Below are 17410 nucleotides of genomic sequence, written 5' to 3'. Positions count from 1 at the left end.
AGGCGGCCGCTCAGGGGGTGTCACCGGCGGGTGCCGAGGTGCCTGGTTGCAGGCGGATGTCGAGGGCCCAGCGGTTGAGCTTGCCGACGTCCCGGGCGGCGAGGTCCTGCACCTCGAGTCGCCAGTCGCCCTGGCAGGGCTCGCCGTGCAGGGCCTCGAGTGCCGCCACCTCGGTGGAGTGGTAGCTCGCCCGCAGGTTGTCCTGGCTCCCGCCGCGGCGATCGTGAAGCCGCACCGCGGTGCCGGAAGGCGAATGCAGGATCACCCGCAGGTCGCCGATCCAGGTGTGGGTGATGTCCAGGGTCACCGCAATCTCGGCGATCAGCCCCACCTCGGCGACGGCGAGGACGCGCACGATGCCCTCGGCCCGGTTGTCGGGGATGCTCACGCCAGGCGCCTCTTCGGCGGCGACGCCGGGCGTCGGGGCGATCACCCCGAGTTCCAGCGACCACTCCTCGAGCCGCCCGGTGTCGGCGGCGGCCTCGTCGCGTACCCGCAGCGTCCAGGGGCCCTCGGCGGGCTCGCCCTCGAAGCTCCGCAGGGCGGGCAGGCTGGCGGCCTCCCAGGTCTGGCCGAGGTCGTTGCGACTGCCACCCTGGCGATCGTGGAGCGTCGCCTCGCGGCCCGAGGGCGAGACGAGGCTGACCACCAGGTCGCCGATCCAGGAGTGGCGGATGTCCACCGCCACGCGCAGGAAGCTCAGCCGCCCGAGCCGGTCGACCTCGAGGACGTCGTGGATGCCGGCCGGGTCGTGGTCGGGGATCGTCGCGCCGGGGCGCGACACGAAGCGGTGGCCGGAAGAGGGCGCGGTGTCGTCATGGCTCGCCAGGGCCTCGGCCACCGCGGCCTCGGCATCCACTCGGCCATGGCCGAACCAGGGGCTCCAGCTGCCGTCGTCGTGGCCGATGTCCTGGAAGGCCCCGCGGTCGAACGGCGTAATGGGCGAGACGTCCCAGCCGGGCTCGGGATCGAAGTTCGCCGGCGGGGTGCGCGGGTAGGGGGTGGCGTCGAGGTCCTTGGCGGCGGTGCGGCGCAGCAGCGAGGCCAGTTCCAGGGCGCTTAGCTCCGGGTTCGCCGAGAGCACCAGGCCGGCCACGCCGGCGACCAGCGGGGTGGCGCTGGAGGTGCCGCCGAAGTCGCGGGCGAGGTCGCCGCTCTCGCCGCTGGCGGTGGTAATGCCGAGCCCCGCCACCTCCATGCGGAAGTAGGCGTGGCTATTGCTGCTCGGCGCGCAGAGTGCGATGCCGGTGCCGTAGTTGGAGTAGTGGCTGCGGCGCGCGGTGCTGGCCAGCGCCGCCACGTGCATCACCCCGGGGATCTCGACCAGGTTGTTGATGAAGCGGCGTGCGGTCGCCACTCCGCCCCATTGCCAACCGCCGCCCTGCTGCACCCAGCCGTGGGTGTAGGGCACGTCCACCTCGGCCTCATGGAGGATCGGGCAGTTCTCGTTGCCCGCCGCCCACAGGAAGAGGATGCCGCGCCCGCGCCGGCCACCGCTGGTGGCGAGCCGGGTGATGCGCGCGATGACCATGGTGGCGAACAGGAAGCGTGGCACCGCCCCCCAGGAGTTGGAGAGTACGTCTACCTTGTCGGCCAGGAAGCCGAGGGCCGTGAGCATCTTGGAGTCGTTGATCAGCAGCGATGGCCCCTGGGATTCCCACTTGATCGGCAGCAGCCGACACCCCGGGGCGGCGCCCACGGTGAGCACGGCATCGGCCTCGCCGGCGCTCACCCCGGCGCAGGAGGTGCCATGGTTGGCCCCCGCCTGGTACATGGCGTCGGGCCTGGCGTCGATGTCGCGATCGGCGAGCAGGCGGGTGCCGGTGAAATAGCCCCAGCCGGCGAACTTGCCGGGGGCGTCGAAATCAGGATGGTCGAGCTTGCAACCGTCGTCGGTGACGCCGATCACCACCTCCGGGCTGCCGAAGCCGTCCAGCAGCCGCCAGGCCGCCTCGCAGTGGACATGGGCGCGAGGGTCGACCTCGGGGTGGGCGAGGTGGCCGTGCAGGTGCCACTGGCGGGCGTATTCGGGATCGGCGGGGGGCTCGAAGGCCTGCTTGGCGACCAGGTAGTTGAGGTCGTTCTCCGCCAGGGCCACCAGCGGCTCCTCCTCGGAGAGCCGCACCACCAGCTTGACCGGATTTATGCCGGTGTGGTCGGTGAGCTGGAAGAGGTAGTCCCGGTCCGAGTAGCGCTCCCGCTGGCGCAGGCCGTAACGGCCTGCGAACTCGGCGACTCGCTCGGCGGGCAGCGCTTCCCGGAAGGTGACGAAGATGCGATCGGTGATCAGGAAATCCTCGCCGGTCTCGGCCAGGGTGTAGGCGTGATGGGTCGGAGCCAGGGCCCGCCCGCGGGCCATCTGCGCCTCCAGGTCGCGGGTACGGGTGCGGACACGCGACGATGCCGACGATACCTGTTCGGCATCGTCGGCGATACCCGCCGCCCGTAGTGCCTCCGGCAGCGCCCGGGAGACGAACTGGTCGGGGCGCTTGTGGAGCTCGAGTCGCTTGCCGCCGCGGTAGGTGTAGATCATCTCGGCACTCCCTGTCGGGCCTCGTGCCGCGGCTCTCCGCGCGCACTGTAAGGAATGGCTGACCGGTGCCGTCACATCAGCAAGATGTCAGTCCCGGACCAGAGCCCCTTCAGTTTAGCAACTCTCCCACGCCATTCGTTCCGGCAGATTCGCGGCGTCACGCGGATCTGTGAAGAACCCAATGAAGGGCCGAGCGGCTACGGCTACCGCGGCCCCTTCTCGAGGCCGGCCAGGGCCTGCTTGAGTGCCGTCTCGACGGCCTTCTGCCGCTCCACCGTTGCCTTGCTGCGGGTGGTCAGCGTCTTGGCGGCGAGATTGACGCTCTTTTCCAGCTCCGGGTGCTCGCCGAGCACCCGCTTGAAGGCGGCGCTCTTCATCAGCTTGAGCGCGACCTGGGTGTCCTTCTGGTCGGTCTCGAAGCGTGTCTCGAGCCGCTGGCCGAAGGCCTTTAGCGCCGCCGACACCTCATCGCCGATTTCGTCGATGGGGGCTGCGGCATCGCCTCGGGCGCGCAGGCGCGGGCCGTCGAGTGTCGGCACCTCGAGCACCGCGCCCTGGGGCAGGCGCTTCAGGTCGCGCAGCCGGGGGTTAGCCCTGAGCAGCGCGGTCTCGGCCTTGTCTCGCTGGCGCAAGGTGAGGCGCGTGTAGAGCCTGGTGGCGAGCTCGGCGACCGTCTTTTCGCCGCGGTAGGTGGCAATGGCCATGGGCGCCTCCGTCAGATGCCGATGAGGTTGGTGAGAGTGATGTCCGGGGGAACGGGACTGCCGGTGGGCACGTCGATGGGTCCCGTACTGGTGTTGCCGATGACGATGGCCTGCTGGTGCCCGACCGGGAAGAGCCAGAGTGTTTGAAAATCGCCCGGTGCAATCAGCCGGTTGTGGCTGGCATTGAGCGCGCGTGCGCTCAGCTGGCCGAGCAGCGGCTCCTTGGCGCCTTCCTCGACAATCGCTTCGCAGACGTTGTCGGCAAACAGGCAAGTATCGACGCTGGCGCAGCGAATCAACGGGGTGCTTGAGAAGTGCGCGCGCAGGCGGTTGCCGCGGATCGACACCTGGCCGACGGCGACCGGCAGGGCGCTGACCAGGGTGTCGGTCACCACATAGGCGGGGGCGGCGCGGGCGGCAGCCGCGGCATCGGTATCCCGCTCCGCCATGACGAAGGCCGCGGCGGCGCGATAGCGCGGGCTGCGCCTGGGCGTCGGGGTGATCTCGAGGGCGCGCCACTCAGCGAGGCTCGGTGACGGATCGTCGTCGCCGAGCCGGTCGATGCTGTTGTCGGCGAAGACGAGATGGTCCAGGGGCAACAGCAGGCGAGCGGCGACGATGGGACCGGCGCTGCGGTCGGGGCCGATGCCGTGGAAGCGATTGCCGGCGATGCGCAGCTGGCCGACCCCCACGGCCCGCAGCGCATCGATGGCGGGGCTGGCGACGGCCTGGCGGGCCACATGGGCCAGCACGTTGTCGAGCACCTCACCGCGTTCGACGCGCACCAGCTGCAGGGCGGCGAAGGCAAGGTCGTCGCCGCTCACGGCCAGGCCGAGCCGGTCGCAGTGGTTGCCGCTCAGGCGCAGCTGGCCGGCCGCGCCGCCCTCGCTCATCACCAGCGCCCCGAGGCCTATGCCGTCGATGTGATTGTCGGCGACAACCGCCTCTTCCAGCCGGTGGGTGACGACAATGGCATGGCCGCCCAGCGTGCGCAGCCGATTGCGGCACACGCGCACGCCGTCGAGGGCGATGGGGTCGAGCCCCTTCTCGAGCACGATGCCGTCGCCACTGCCCTGCTGGCCGGTGATGTCGTTGCCCTCGATGGCCAGCGCATCCACGCCGGCGCGGATGCCGTCGCCGAGGGTATGGATCACGTTGTCGGTGATCGCCAGCGGTGAGCCGGGCAGGGTGGCGCCGGTGGCGACGATGGCCGCCTCGCGGCCGAGTAGCGCCAGGTTGCCCTCGAGACGCGTGCTGGCGTAGTGCAGGCACAGGCCGTCCAGGCTGATCCCGCGCCGGTCGGCGAGAATCAGGTTGCGGGCGATGTGCAGCTCGCCGGTCAGCAGGTAGTCGCGATCGCCGCCGGCGACCCGGGCGATGCCGCGCTCGGCCACCAGCGCACACGCCTCGATGCGAACCCCGAGCAGGTTGCCGGTCAGGCCGATGGCCACGCTGGTGGCATCATTGGTGGCGGCCAGCCCGAGCACGTTGAGATGCTCGGCGCGAAAGTCGATGGTGTCGCGCACCGCCATCAGGGGCGTGACGCCCTCGCTGGCCACGCCGATGACGGTAAAGTCCTCAACGGCCACGCCGGTGCCGTCGGCGACGTCGAGTAGCGTGCCCGGGCGCTGGCCGACCAGCAGCGTCGCCCAGCCCTGCCCACGAATGCGCAGCGAGCGAGCGTCGTGCACGTCGAGCGGCGTGTCGATCGCGTAGCGGCCGATGCCCAGGCAGAGGGTGCCGCCGCTGTCCTTGATCGCATCGATGGCCTGCTGGATGGTCGCCGTGCCGTCGTTATGGCCCTCGGCCGACACGCAGATCGTGCACGCGCAGCTCTCGTCGGCGGGCAGCGGAGGCCATAGCGTCCGGCAGTCGGTCTCGTCATCGGGGAAGCTGACCAGTGCGAGGCGCGCATAGTGATGGTGGATGCCCAGTGGCGGCGCCCGGTCGAGCCGCTCGATATCGGCCTGCTCGCTGCGCGCGGTGAACACCCAGTGGTCGCCGGAATGGAAGTCGCTACCGGCCGGGTCGAGGTCGAACTCGACCAGGATGCCGTGCTCGAGCAGCAGCCGCGTGCCGGCCGGCGGGATGCTGATCTCGCCGCTGCTGCCGGGGGCGTCCAGGTCATGGCCGGCCAGGGGGCTGCCGTCCTCGAGACGCACCTGCCCGGACTGGTCCCAGCGGCGCACCCGGGTATGGCGGGTCGCGTCGGTGGCGTCCTGGCCGTCCACCGGAAACCAGCCGTCGGTGAGCGCGACATCGAACTCGAGGGTGCGGGCGGTGGCATCCACGCCATCGCCCGGCCGGATACGGCGCAGTTCGCCGGGCAGGCCGTGCAGCTCGCGCCAGTCGTCGGTCACCTCCACCCAGTCACCCGCGTGAAAGCCCAGCACCTCGTCGCGACCGAGACTCTCCACGGTGATGCGGGTGCGCGCCGGATTGATATGGGTGACCCGGGAGGCGACGCTGGCGTTGTCCCGCGACCACTTGAAGGTGGCGCTGCCCAGGGCGCCGCCGGTATGCACCTCGACCCGGTAGAGCTGGTTCTCCAGGCCGCGATAGCCGGCCTGGGGCGGCACCCGGCAGGGATCGGGCTCCGGGGTCGTGGCGGCGGTGGCCGTGATCAGCCGCGCGCCCGAGGGCGCGATGGCGGCCGGCCAGCCGGGGATATCGGCGGGGTCGGTGGTGCAGCCGATGTCGCCCACCTCGGGGAGCACCTTGACCTGCCAGACGGTCTGCAGGCGGCCCGTGGTCTCCACGCCCACCGCCGGCTCGATCAGCGTCGGGTCGATCACCGCGGTGACCTCGCGCTGCCAGACGTCGGCATATACCAGATGCGGCCCCGGGCCCTCGGGCAGGGCCGGCGGCTCGGGGTAGTAGGGCTGGTCGCTATAGTCGAGCGGCGCGGTGCCGACCGCCTCGGCGAGACGCGATGCCCAGGCCTCGGGCGGACCGCCGTGGTTCTCGGCCAGCAGCCCGTCGACGTAGATTCGCCCCACGCCGATGGTCAGTGCGCCGCCGCTGGCCTCGATGCGGAAGCCCTCGGGGGTGATGCGCGGCACCGCGTTGCCGCCCAGGGTGTCCAGGGTGCCGGCCTGGAGGCGCCGCGCGAGCTGGGCGACCCACTCGTTCCAGTCGGCGTCCAGCTGCACCCGGCCCTGCTGCATGACGACGCCGAGAAAGTCCCGTCGGGCATCGAAGCGGACGCGGCTCAGATCGAAACTCATGATGGACTCCCTCTCTCAGGATTCGTGAAAGATGCCGGCCCGCAGGCTCACCCGCAGATACTCGGCGAGTCGGATGCGCAGGTTGGTCTCGCGCAGGGCGCCGGCGAGATGGTGATAGACGCCCATCTCGCTCTCGTCGTCGGCGCCGCATAGGATCTCCGGCGGGGTGGCCGCGGCGAGCTGGCCGTAGGCCGGGGTGCCGTAATGCAGCGAGTTGAAGCGTGGGGCGATATCCGGGCCATCGGCGGCCGGGTCGGGCTGGCAGCGGTGGCGCCGGGGCACGATGGACGCCAGGGGCAGCCAGGAGTAGCGCACGCAGCCGATCTGCTTGCGAACCGCAAGCACCGGGGCCGCCCAGCCGGCGTCGCTGGTCAGTGCCGCCAGCAGGATGGTGTTGGAGACCAACGCGATCTCGCTGGCATGGAGCTTGCCGATGACCGTGCAGCTGCACAGCGACAGCACCGCGCCCGGGCCCTCGTCGTCGAGGGCGGCGTAGGCGACCCCCTGGGGGGCGATGGCGTCGATCAGGCAGTCCGTGGCGCGGAAGGCGGCGCGCTCGTGGCTGCGCACGCCGCCGACGATGCAGCGGGTGAGCCGGGTCTCGAGACCCGCGAGCTCGAGTCTGAGGCTAGGGGTGACCGGGTCGGTCGGCGAGCCGTCGGGATTCAGGCCGATGCCGGGCACCAGGGTGCAGTGCGCAAGCTCGAGGCGCGACAGGGCGTTGCCGTCGGCATCGGGCACGCTGAGCGGCGTGCCGGTGATCAGCAGGCCGTTCAGGCGGCAGGCGCTGTGTTCGCCGCCGTGCACGCTGAGCCCGCCGAGGTCGAGGGTCGGCCGGTGGACGTCGGCGGCGCGGATCTCGAGGCTGCCGCCGGCCGCCACCTCGAGGGTCAGGGTCTCGCTGTAGCGGGCGCTGTTGGTGATTTCGATCACGCCGTCGCCCCCTAGCGCGGTGAGGGCGGCGGCCAGCGTCGGCTGGTCATCGGGTACGTGTTGCACGTTGGTCGTGTCCGCCGGCGTGGGCAGCGTGGCCAGGCGGGAATATTCGCCGCCGCCGAGGTCGGCGCAGAAGCCCTCCTGCCAGTGGAGCCAGACGTCCGCCGGGTCGGGGGCATCCGCCGGCAGGGCGATGCGCCCCAGTACCGGGTCGAGGGCGTAGGTGCCGTCGGGCGGCGGGGTGTGGGCCCAGCTCGCGCCCTCGTCCGAGAGATTGCAGATGCGGATCTGCTCGCGGGGGATGACGTCCTGGCCGACCCGCAGCGAGAGCGCTGGGCGTGGGGCGGCGTCGGGGGCGCCGTAGTGGCGGGCCAGCGCCTCGTGCAGCCGGCGGCGGGTTAGCGGCAGCGGCACGTTGTCCGGCTCCGCCAGGTGGGTGATGTCGTCCTCGGCCCGGGGCCGGTTATACAGCGGCAGATCATGCCCCAGGGGGCTGGCCCGGTAACGACGCGGACCGGCGCGCGTGGCGGGTGAGTCGCGATGCGGATAGGCCCGGATCCGCCACAGGTGCAGGCCGACGTTGGGCAGGTTGTGGCGCCCGCGGCCGGATTCGATGCGTCGCACCTCGACGCTGCGGTTGGCGCTCTCGAAGACGCTGTCGAGCCACTCCAGCGCCGCCCCGTGGCGCAGATCGGGTGACTGGAGGCTGTGGCGGCGGGGGTGGTTCATGTACTGGGTGGTACACAGTCGCTGGAAATACTCCACCGCCCGAGCATCCCAGCCGGTGACGTCGCGGGCCAGCTGCTCGAGCACCAGGGCCGTGCCCTTGCGCCGGCGCAGCGCGATGGTGTGGGCCACCTCGGCACGCGCGCTGGCGCCGTCGCCGACGTCGTGCAGGCCGCGATAGCCGATCAGGTCGCCGAGATAGGGCACCACCCAGTCGGCGCAGGTCTCGATGAACAGGTCGTCGTGGAGCTGCTCGAGACCCTCCTCGGCGACCTCCAGCTGCTCGGCGAGCACCGTCACCAGTTCTTCGAGGGGGCCGCGCGCCAGGCCCAGCGCTCGGGCGAGTTCGGCATCGCGCAGGCGGTGAATGGCCGGGAGCAGGTCGAATAGGCGCTGGGTCTCGGGGCTCATGGCAGCACCTCCAGCTCGATCGGGGCCGCGTCCAGGGTGAGCAGCTCGGCGGCCTGGGGCAGCTCGGTGAGCGAGGCCACCGGCAGGGCCGCGAACAGCCGCGGCACCACGGTGGGCGATGTGCCGGTGCGGTGCAGTCGTGTGACATGCACCGCCTCGACGCCGCGCACCGCCTGCGCCACGGCGGCCACCTCGTCCACCGACACGGCCTGCCCGAACGCGCGCCGTGCAAAGCCGAAACGATCGCGCAGGGCGGCCTCGACCCTGGCCATCACCGGATCCGGCTCTAAGCTGGCGAGCACCTTGAGCGACAGACGGCAGCGAAAGCGGGCGTCGAGGTAGTTCACCAGCCGCAGCGGTACCAGGGGGGCACCATAGCGGACCAGTGCCTGTCGCAGGTTGGCCAGGGTGTCGCCGGTGACGGGCAGCTCGGCGCCGTCGACGCCGGCGAGGGTCAGCCATATTCCCTGGGCCGGCCCGGCGGGAAGCCACAGGGCGTGTGCCTTGTCGATGCCGGCGAAGGCGCGGGCGAAGTTGGCGTAGTCGTCGATAGACACCGCGCGCTCCAGGGTGAGCACGGTGAGCGGGGCGTTGTGCCGGGCCCTGGCGAGCGTTTCGGCGTCTTCGCCGCCGGTAGCCGGCACTGGGTTGGTCGCCTCGCTCACCCCCAGCGGTCGGCTCAGCAGGGTGGTGAGCGTACCCGACGCCAGGTTGCCGGATGTGCCCAGCCCCTTGCGGTAGCGCGCCCGCACGTTGCTCTCGCCGCTGGGCAGCCGGGCGCCCTCGCGGCCGTCGCCGAACTGCACGGTGGTGCGGCCGGCGTCGTCCTGGCGGGTCGCGAAGACATGGCGGTCGGGGGGCTGGCCGTGCAGCGTCGCCACTTCCTGCCACTGGACGTCGCTGACGCGTACTTCCAGGGTCGAGGCGCGACCGCTCGGCGTGTCGGCGCCGACGAAGGTGAGCGGCGCCTGGTCGAGGGCCAGGCGCTGGTTGGCCGCGCCGGCATCACCGCTGCCGAGTATCGCCTCGACGCCCTCGCCGTGGGTGGCAGGCGCCACGTTGGCGTTGATCCGCAGGCTGGCGCGCTCGAACACATGCGCCGTGGCTTCTTGCAGGCGCAGCCGGGTGTGGTCGCGGCTGGGGGGCGTCGTTTCCACGATGGTGTCGATCACCCCGATCTCGCTGACCGCCGGGTCGTCGCTGCGCCCCGGCGCGAGGCGAATGCGGTCGGCGTCGACCTCCAGGGTGCCCTGGCGAGCGTCCCGGTCGATCAGTGCAAGGCGAAGGTGCACGCCCGGCTGGCCGATCAGGGCGGCGAAGGTCTCGGCGTCGAGCGCCTTGAGGTTCGACTTGCCGATCACTCGCACCGCGGGGGCCGCCATGAACAGCTCATCGCCGCCCTCGAGGGGAACGCTCTCGCCGCTGTCGAGGACGAGGCTCAGGCCGGTGGCCTCGGAGGCAAGCGAGAGACGCTGACGTCGGCCGGTGAGCGCTAGCGGCTGGCCCGGGTGCAGGCCGTCGACGCGCCGATCGAGAACGAGATGGTCGCCGTGGACGGGATGCCACAGCGGCGTGGCCGTGGGGACCAGGCGCTCGCTCTGGGCCAGGGCCAGGGTGCGGCGCAGGGTAAAGCGCTCAGGGGTCAGGTTCTCGGTGGTGTCGGGCGTGACCCGGGTGATCTTGCCGGAGATACCGAAGTTGCTGCGGGTCAGCTGCATGACCCTGGCGACGCGATAGAGCTCGGTGTAGCCGGGCAGCTCGGGGCTGCCGCGGTCGGGTTCGTTCGACACCAGCGCGACCCAGCTGTCGGCGACGATCTTGGGGTTATCGGTGGCGAGGTCGATGGCGGGCGGCGCGATCGAGAAGTCTTTCCACTCCCAGAGTGTGCCGGTCTTCTTGGCGGTGAAGGCGCTATCGAGAAGCGAGCCCGGACTGCCCCCCTTGTCGATGAACACATGGATTATCGAGCCGCTGTTGCCGCCCTGGTCGATCAGCTGGCCGACGTTCGAATCGCTGTTGTTGGCGCTCATCAGGTTCGCATCGGGGGCGTTATGCCCGAACAGCGCCGTGCGCTGGCGAAACACGTGCACCTGAGCGGCGGTGGCGGCCGGGTCCATGGGCGGGAAGACGCTGCCCAGCGGCTCCCGCCAGCTGACCCGGGTGCGCTGCGCGGCGGTGTCGGGCGCGACGGCGTCGAGCACGCGCACGTCCCAGTGTTCGCTGCCCGGGGCGTCGAGGCGCGCCTGGCCGACGATGAGGATGGCGTCGCCGGGCTGCAGCTGGGTGGCGAGGCCGTCGAGCCACAGCGCGGTATCGCCCTTGGCGGGACGCCAGGGCGTGCTCGCCTTCACCGGGATGGCGTTCCACTCGGCGCGGGCCGGAGTCGACGCGACGGTCTCGAAGCTCTGCGCCTGCTCGTCCTGGCCGGGCACGCTCTGCACCCGGGTGCCGACCGGCACGGTGATGGGGGCGACCGACGCGCCGGGCACGCTCTTGAGGGTAAACGCCAGGTAGGTGCTCGCGGCCACGCCCGGGGCGAGTTCATAGCCGATCAGGCGCGCCATCTCGCGCACCGAGAGGCGCTCGGTGGCGGTACGCAGGTAGTGCTCGTTGGCGAGGCGCTCGGTGTAGAAGGTGAGGACATCCAGCGAGCTGGCCAGGGCGTCGCCGAGGGCCAGGGTGAAATCGTTGGCTTCCCGGGTGGTCAGGGCGGCCAGGGCGGGAAGGTCAGCGCTGGAGAGGCGCGCGCGCAGCGATTCGAGAAAGTCGCCGTGACGCCCGACTCGGTAGGCGATGGCCTCCAGCCCGCGCGGGTTGTAGAGGCGGCGCGGCGTGGCGGCATCGATGCCGGCACAACAGCCGCAGTCGACGGCACGGGGCAGGGGCGCGCAGGGATCCGTCATGGCTAGAGTCCTCCGTGCAGGTCGAGGCGCAGCACGCCGTGCTCGGGGAAGTTGCGATCGTTGTCGAGGCGCGCGATCTCGAGGGGGCCAAGCATCATGAAGCCGTCGGCCAGCGGGCCGGGCGCTTCCTGCCCCTGGCGGTGGAAGCGTGTCACCTGGACCGAGGCGACCCCCTCGACGCGCCGGGCGGCCGCATAGAGCGGGCTGAGAAAGACGGTCTGACCGAAGCTGAAGTTGTCCGGATGAAACAGGCCGCGGGTGCCGTCGGCGCGGGTCCGGCTGCCCAGCGCCTCGAGCAGGGCGCGACGCACGTCGTGGCGGAACGTCCCGGGGGCCACGCAAACCAGCAGGTCGATCTCCAGCGAGACATGCACCGGGTCCTTGATGCGCAGGTCGTGTCCGGCCATGCGATAGCGGTCGAGATGGGCCAGCGCGCCGCTGGCGAAGGCCGCATCGACCGGCTCGCCGCCCTGGCGATCCACGGCGACCAAGACGCTGTACCAGCTGCCGGTCCAGCGCAGGCCGGCGGCGGCGCGCTGCACGCCGGCGAGGCGCTCGGTCACCTCGGCATAGTCGGCCGGGGTGACGGCGCGCTGCTGGGTCCGAAAGGCCTGGGGAGCATGGCGGCGCACCTCCTCGAGGCTTTCCGGGGCAACCCCGCCACGGGCCGGCAGCGGGTTGCGCACCGCGGCGATGCGCGCCTCGGCGGTTATCACATGGGCGATGCTGTCCGCCCCCACGTTGCCCGCCGGGCCGTTGCCGATGCGGTAGTCGGCGCACAAGGCGGTGCCGCTGGCGGGGCGGCGCCCGTGCGTCGCATCGCCGAAGCGTAGGCGGGCAGCGCCGTCGTCCTCGACCTCGACCACGAAATGCGCATCGCTGCCGCGGCTGTCGAGCAGGACGCGGCGCGCGCTCCAGGGCGCGTCGTCGGCATCACGCAGGGTGACCTGGGGGATCGCCTCGGCGACGCGCCACTGGAAGGCGGCGTGAGCCGAGGCCTCCGGGTCGAAGGCCAGGCGCTCGCTGCGGCGCTGGCCATGTTCGAGGCGCGTCTTGACGATCTGCCCCTGGTGGGTCACCGGCCCCTCGGCGAGACGCGGGCGAAAGCGCGGCGGCAGCGGCTCGGGGGCTTCCCGGGCGCAGGCATCGGTGGCCAGCGCCGGATAGTGCAGCCGCGCCTCGGGCACGCGCCCGAGCGCCTCGTCCAGGATGCGCTCGCCGTGATCGACGAGCACGATATTGCCCAGCGCGATGCTGACGTGGCTGAGCATCTCCTTGCTGTGGTCCTCGTCGGTCTCGCTGGACAGACACAGCGGGAAGGGCAGGGCGTCCTCGGCGTGCCAGCGGATCTCGGTGATCTCGGTATCGTCGAGCGGATCGGTGAGCCGGCTGGCACCGTCGAAGGCGCGCACCGAGGTCAGCCGCACGGCATGGCGATGGGCGGGGTCGGCATCGGCCGCCTCGCCGGTGCGCGGGCCGAGCACCTCCTCGAACACCAGCACCTCGCCGGCCGCGAGATCGGGCCAATGGCCCTCGAGCGTCGCACTCGTGGCACCCACCGGCAGGCAGCAGCGCACGTCGCCCCAAGTGTAGAAGTCGAAGCGATTGTGATCGGGGTGCAGCGGGGGGCGCGGCTGGTCCTCGAGCAGTAGTGGCTCGAACACCAGCGGCGCCGCCTCGCGCAGGGGGCGCGCCTCGGGCGAGGCGGGGGCAATGCGCGCCGGTACGCCCGGCACGGAGGTGAAGCACTGCAGGCCGTCGGGCAGCGCGAAGGGCGGGCCGCTGGAGATCTCGACATGCAGCCAGGCCCGGGCATTGCAGCCCTCGTGCAGGTGGTAGTCGACCAGCAGCGCATGGCGGCGCAGGCTGGTGCGGCGGCGCGCGGTATGCAGGTAGGCTTCGCTGCCGATGGCGTCGAGCTGATAGTGCTGCAGGTCGCCCACGTAGGCGATCAGTTCGCCCAGGGTAGTGGCCAGGTCCGCCGGGCTGCGATCGCGCCAGCCGGGCATCTGGCGACTCAGGCGGTCGATCACCAGACGGCGCAGGCTGGCGTAGTCGCGGGCCAGGTAGTTGAGGTCCGGCGGGGTGCGCGGCTCGGGGGAGCAGTCGCGCGCGACGGCGCAGTCGAAGTCGCTCGGGCACTCGACCTTGAAGCCGAAGGCGACGGCCGACAGGCGCGGGTCGAAATCCGGCAGCGGCACCTGGCTGTCCACCGCCTGTTCGAGGATCAGCCGATAGTGGGAGAAGTCGCCGGCGCGGTCGGTGCGCACCAGCAGGACGCGATCCGTCTCCGGCAGCGCGGTGAAATGGTCCCGCTCGGCCTGGGTCGTCACCGGTGACGGCGGCGGGGCGCTGGCGATACCCACCCAGGTGACGCCGATGTCGCGGATTCGCTCGCCGCCCTCGAGACGCACGTTATGGGGGGCGATACCGCCGGGCACGGGCTTGAGCAGGCGCACCAGCAGCGTTCGCTGGCGCAGGTCCTCCTCGGGCGAGTCCTTGTCGAGCACCTCGAGAAAATCGATGCCGTTGAGCGTCGGGTGGGCGTCGACCGCGGCGCGGCGGTTCTCGTCGCAGCAGGTATAGATCATGGGCCACCTCCCTGGATGAAGGTCGCCGTCTGCTGGGCATCGCTGCGGCGGATCCGATAGCGCACGGTGACCGAGAGGCGGGCCTCCACGGCCTCGACTTCAACCGCCTCGACCGCGATCAGCTCGCCCAGCCACTGCTGCAGGGCACCCTGGACGAGAAACTGCGTGGTCGCGGCCAGCTCTGGCGAGTTGGGGGCGAACACCAGCTCGCGCAGTCCGCTGCCGAAGTTCGGGCGCATCACCCGCTCGCCCGGCGCGGTGAACAGCACCTGCTCGATGAGGCCGCGGATCCACGCCGCCTCCTCGTCGTCGCGAGTGTGGCCGCGGCCGTCGAAGCGATAGGGAAAATGCAGGCGTTGTGTCATCAGTCAGCTCCCGATCACCCGCGTCTGTGCCGACACCGGCAGCAGCGGCGTGCCGTTGGGAACGCACAGGGCCTGGCTGTCCATCAGCACCAGTGGCTGGCCGCCCGAGGTGACGCGCAAGGCCGCCACCACCCACTGGGCGGTGACGCAAGGCACCGGTGAGCCGCCGGCATTGAACGGGCAGCCGGCGATCGCGTAGGGCCCGTTCATCAGCACCGTGGGTTGCCCGCTCACCAGCACGCGGGGATTGGGCACCGTGGGGATGGCGGTGCCGCCGTGGGCGCAGAGTACCGAGGCGCCAAGATGGAGAAGGGGACCGGGCATATCGATGTTCTCTCTAGATCACGGTCAGCGCGCCGTTGTTGATCGTCACCGTCGGGCCGACCAGTGTGATCATGGCGCCCTTGCCGTTCTGGATGTAGATGCCGGTGTCGTTGACGATCAGCGTGGCCCCGGTGGCGCTCTTGAGCATGATGCCGCCGGTGGGGCCGGGCAGATCGGAGATCGTCATACCGTTCTGCAGCGGGGTCTGCAGGGTGATGGCGGAGAGTCCGGGCGGTGTGGCCAGCGCGAGCGCCGGCACTTCGGCCGCGCTGCCCCAGAAGCAGCCGACCCAGATCGGGTGATCCGGGTTGCCCTGCTCGAACTCCACCCAGACCCCGGAGCCGATCACCGGCAGCGCCATCATGCCGTTCTGCAGGCCGGCCAGCGGCACGCAGGGCATTGCCCAGCTGGTGGGCGCAAGCCCGGCCACGTCGGGCACCTGGATCTGCAGGCGGCCCTGCTGCAGCGGGTCGACGTTGTTGAGCACGACGCCGCGGTATTTGCCGATGTAGCGTTCCGTCATGCTGGCCTCCTTATGCCGGGACCGTCGGGGTGAGCGAGATCAGGCCGTTGCGCGTGAGCTCGAAGCGCTGCGTGAACTCGCCGCGCTTGATGGTGCTGGTGACGCGGCTCACGTAGTAGAGACCGTCATAGGCGATGCCTGCGCCGCGTACGCCGACCAGCTTGCGCGCCTCGAGCAGCCGGCCGTAGCGCAGCACGTCGAGGCTGCCGCTGGCGCTGACCGCGTCCTGGGATTTCTTCGCCTCGTTGAGCCCTTTGAGGATCGCCTGCATGGGGTTCAGCTTGGCGGTGTCCTTCATCATCTTCAGCCGGGCGATCGGCGCCGGCAGCGCGCCCAGCGGCGGCTGCAGCGGGTTGAGATCGGGGATCGGAATCGGGATCGGCACGCGGGTCTGCGGGTTCTGGATCAGCACTACCGGCAGCACCCCCTTGGTGGGATCGAAGCTGAAGTTCATCGACTCGACGTTGGTGTGGGCGTCCATGTCGAGATTGAGCGCCGGCTGCGGCAGACCGACCTTGATCTCGGGCCCGAAGTAGGCAACGTTGGTCAGCGGCACCTCGCCCGGCTCGATGTAGAACACATGGCCGACCTCCTCGGCGAGCTGCTGGATATACGCCAGGTCGGTACCCTGCTGGGCGGGGATGCGCTCCACCGGGATCGGCACATCGGGAAACAGCTCCGGGATCGGCAGCGGAACGATGCCGAAGGCCGCGTACTTGGCGCAGATCAGCGCCACCCGGGCGGGGATCGGCATGGGCATGGGCACGCCGGAAAAGTCGATCAGGTCCATCACCCGGGTCAGGTCCTCGCCGGTCACCGAGATGCTGCCCGGCTGGTCGCTCTGGCCGGGCTGCACCTCCACCTGGCTTACCACGCCGTCGAACAGCGGGCGGGGCCGGCCGTTCAGGGTGACGATCAGCACCACGCGCAGCGGCGGGGTGCCCAGGGTGGTGTTCTGGCCGGTCGCGACCAGGAAGATGGTGTTCAGCGCCGACTGGCTGGTCACCTTGAAGCGCAGCTGAAAGGCGCTGGTCGTGCCCGTGGCATGGCTGACCTCCACGAACTCCAGGGCGTCGATCATCAGCGCGGGTACCGGCATTGGGGCAACCGGCCCGATCATCAGGCTCAAGTGCAGGGCGCTAGAGCTCGACATCGGTGCCTCCAGGCACGCCTTCCGGCAGGGTGATGCGCAGCCGGCGGCCGGGCGAGTCGGTCAGCTCCTCCGGGCGTAGGGTGCCGTTGCCGTCGCACAGCCGCCAGTACTGCTGCGGGTCGCCCAGGTAGTGGGCGGCGAGGTTGTCGAGGCGGTCGCCCATCTCCACGACATGTTCGCGCAGCGTGGCGAATCGCTCGGGCGGCGGAACGAAACGCCGCCTGACGTAGGTGACCGGCGTGCCGTCGGGAGCCGTCCACTGGGCGGTGTCGAGACCGTGATAGCGGCTGTCGGGCGCGAAGGCCGGCGAGGTGAGGGCATTGGCCTGAAGGAAGGCCTTGAGCGGGTCGGTCATGGCAAGCCTCCAATGCCGAGGGCGTCGAAGCCGACCGTGGCGGCCTGGCCGGCGAGCTTTTCGCGTGACTGCAGGTAGGCCATAAACAGGCTGCCGCCCTTGTGATCGAAGCCCAGGTCGTCGATGGTCAGCACGCGCAGCCCCAGGGTGAGCTTGGCGCGGATGGGATTTAGCGACGGGTCGAAGGCCTCTTCGGTGATCGAGAAGTCGTTCACCCGCACCGGCACGATGCGGTTGGCGCCCCAGACCAGCAACGTCAGCGCCGACTCCATCGGTGCGATCTCCAGGGTGCCCGCATCGGCCAGCGCCTTGCGCACGAGCAGTTCGCTGCTGGTTGGGTTGATTAACGCTTCGAGCACCGCGAGCTGCGGCGCGATGCCGGCCTCGACCGTGGCCCGATGGCGGTCGGGAAATTCGAGCTGGTCCGCCGCGTCGATCTCCGCCTCGAGGCTGAGCGTTTCCACCGCCGGCCCGGTCAGGCGCAGCGCCTCGGCGCGCTCGGCGCCTTCGCCCGGGGTCTGCACTTGCAGCGTGCGGGTCAGCGAATCCGGGTTGTACTGCAGCGCGATCACCCGTCGCACCCGGGCCGATTCCGGGTCGACCAGCACGATGCCGCCCTTGACCAGGCGTGGGGATTGGGAATAGCCGCTCATCGGTTC

At 70.9% G+C, this 17410-nt stretch carries 12 protein-coding genes; all 12 read right to left on the bottom strand.

The features are described 5' to 3' along the window. Window positions 1-10: 10 nt before the first annotated feature. Window positions 11-2533 carry a proprotein convertase P-domain-containing protein gene (locus FEI13_RS04030; RefSeq protein ID WP_158294509.1) on the bottom strand — a complete coding sequence of 841 codons (2523 nt, stop codon included), beginning with the start codon at window positions 2531-2533 and terminating at the stop codon, window positions 11-13. Window positions 2534-2736: 203 nt separating this feature from the next. Beyond that, a complete protein-coding gene (locus FEI13_RS04025) occupies window positions 2737-3237 on the bottom strand; it encodes a hypothetical protein (protein ID WP_138179738.1) in 501 nt (166 codons plus the stop codon). An 11-nt stretch (window positions 3238-3248) separates the two neighbouring features. Beyond that, window positions 3249-6464: a DUF6519 domain-containing protein gene (locus tag FEI13_RS04020; RefSeq protein ID WP_138179737.1), complete on the bottom strand. Its 3216-nt coding sequence runs from the start codon at window positions 6462-6464 to the stop codon at window positions 3249-3251. 15 nt (window positions 6465-6479) lie between these two features. Next, entirely contained in the window at window positions 6480-8537 is a 2058-nt protein-coding gene (locus FEI13_RS04015; protein WP_138179736.1) for a hypothetical protein, read from the bottom strand. Continuing rightward, window positions 8534-11440, bottom strand: a complete 2907-nt coding sequence (locus FEI13_RS04010) for a putative baseplate assembly protein (RefSeq protein WP_138179735.1) — start codon at window positions 11438-11440, stop codon at window positions 8534-8536. Before FEI13_RS04010 ends, FEI13_RS04015 begins: the two co-directional genes overlap by 4 nt. A gap of 2 nt (window positions 11441-11442) precedes the next feature. Then, window positions 11443-14031 carry a putative baseplate assembly protein gene (locus FEI13_RS04005; RefSeq protein WP_138179734.1) on the bottom strand — a complete coding sequence of 863 codons (2589 nt, stop codon included), beginning with the start codon at window positions 14029-14031 and terminating at the stop codon, window positions 11443-11445. Further along, window positions 14028-14396 (bottom strand): GPW/gp25 family protein, encoded by a 369-nt coding sequence (locus FEI13_RS04000; protein ID WP_138179733.1) that lies wholly within the window; start codon window positions 14394-14396, stop codon window positions 14028-14030. The genes FEI13_RS04005 and FEI13_RS04000 overlap by 4 nt, the downstream gene beginning before the upstream one ends. A gap of 3 nt (window positions 14397-14399) precedes the next feature. Further along, window positions 14400-14720, bottom strand: a complete 321-nt coding sequence (locus FEI13_RS03995; RefSeq protein WP_138179732.1) for a hypothetical protein — start codon at window positions 14718-14720, stop codon at window positions 14400-14402. Window positions 14721-14733: 13 nt separating this feature from the next. Then, a complete protein-coding gene (locus tag FEI13_RS03990; RefSeq protein WP_138179731.1) occupies window positions 14734-15243 on the bottom strand; it encodes a phage baseplate assembly protein V in 510 nt (169 codons plus the stop codon). A gap of 10 nt (window positions 15244-15253) precedes the next feature. Next, window positions 15254-16396: a hypothetical protein gene (locus tag FEI13_RS03985; protein WP_138179730.1), complete on the bottom strand. Its 1143-nt coding sequence runs from the start codon at window positions 16394-16396 to the stop codon at window positions 15254-15256. Next, on the bottom strand, window positions 16383-16751 hold the full coding sequence (locus FEI13_RS03980) for a LysM peptidoglycan-binding domain-containing protein (RefSeq protein ID WP_138179729.1): 369 nt from the start codon (window positions 16749-16751) through the stop codon (window positions 16383-16385). The genes FEI13_RS03985 and FEI13_RS03980 overlap by 14 nt, the downstream gene beginning before the upstream one ends. Next, a complete protein-coding gene (locus FEI13_RS03975) occupies window positions 16748-17404 on the bottom strand; it encodes a hypothetical protein (RefSeq protein ID WP_138179728.1) in 657 nt (218 codons plus the stop codon). The genes FEI13_RS03980 and FEI13_RS03975 overlap by 4 nt, the downstream gene beginning before the upstream one ends. Between the last annotated feature and the right edge of the window lie 6 nt (window positions 17405-17410).

This window comes from Halomonas urmiana (assembly GCF_005780185.1).
Taxonomy (GTDB): domain Bacteria; phylum Pseudomonadota; class Gammaproteobacteria; order Pseudomonadales; family Halomonadaceae; genus Halomonas; species Halomonas urmiana.
Note: the sequence above shows the minus strand (reverse complement) of the source record. Positions and strands in the feature narration are given on the sequence as shown.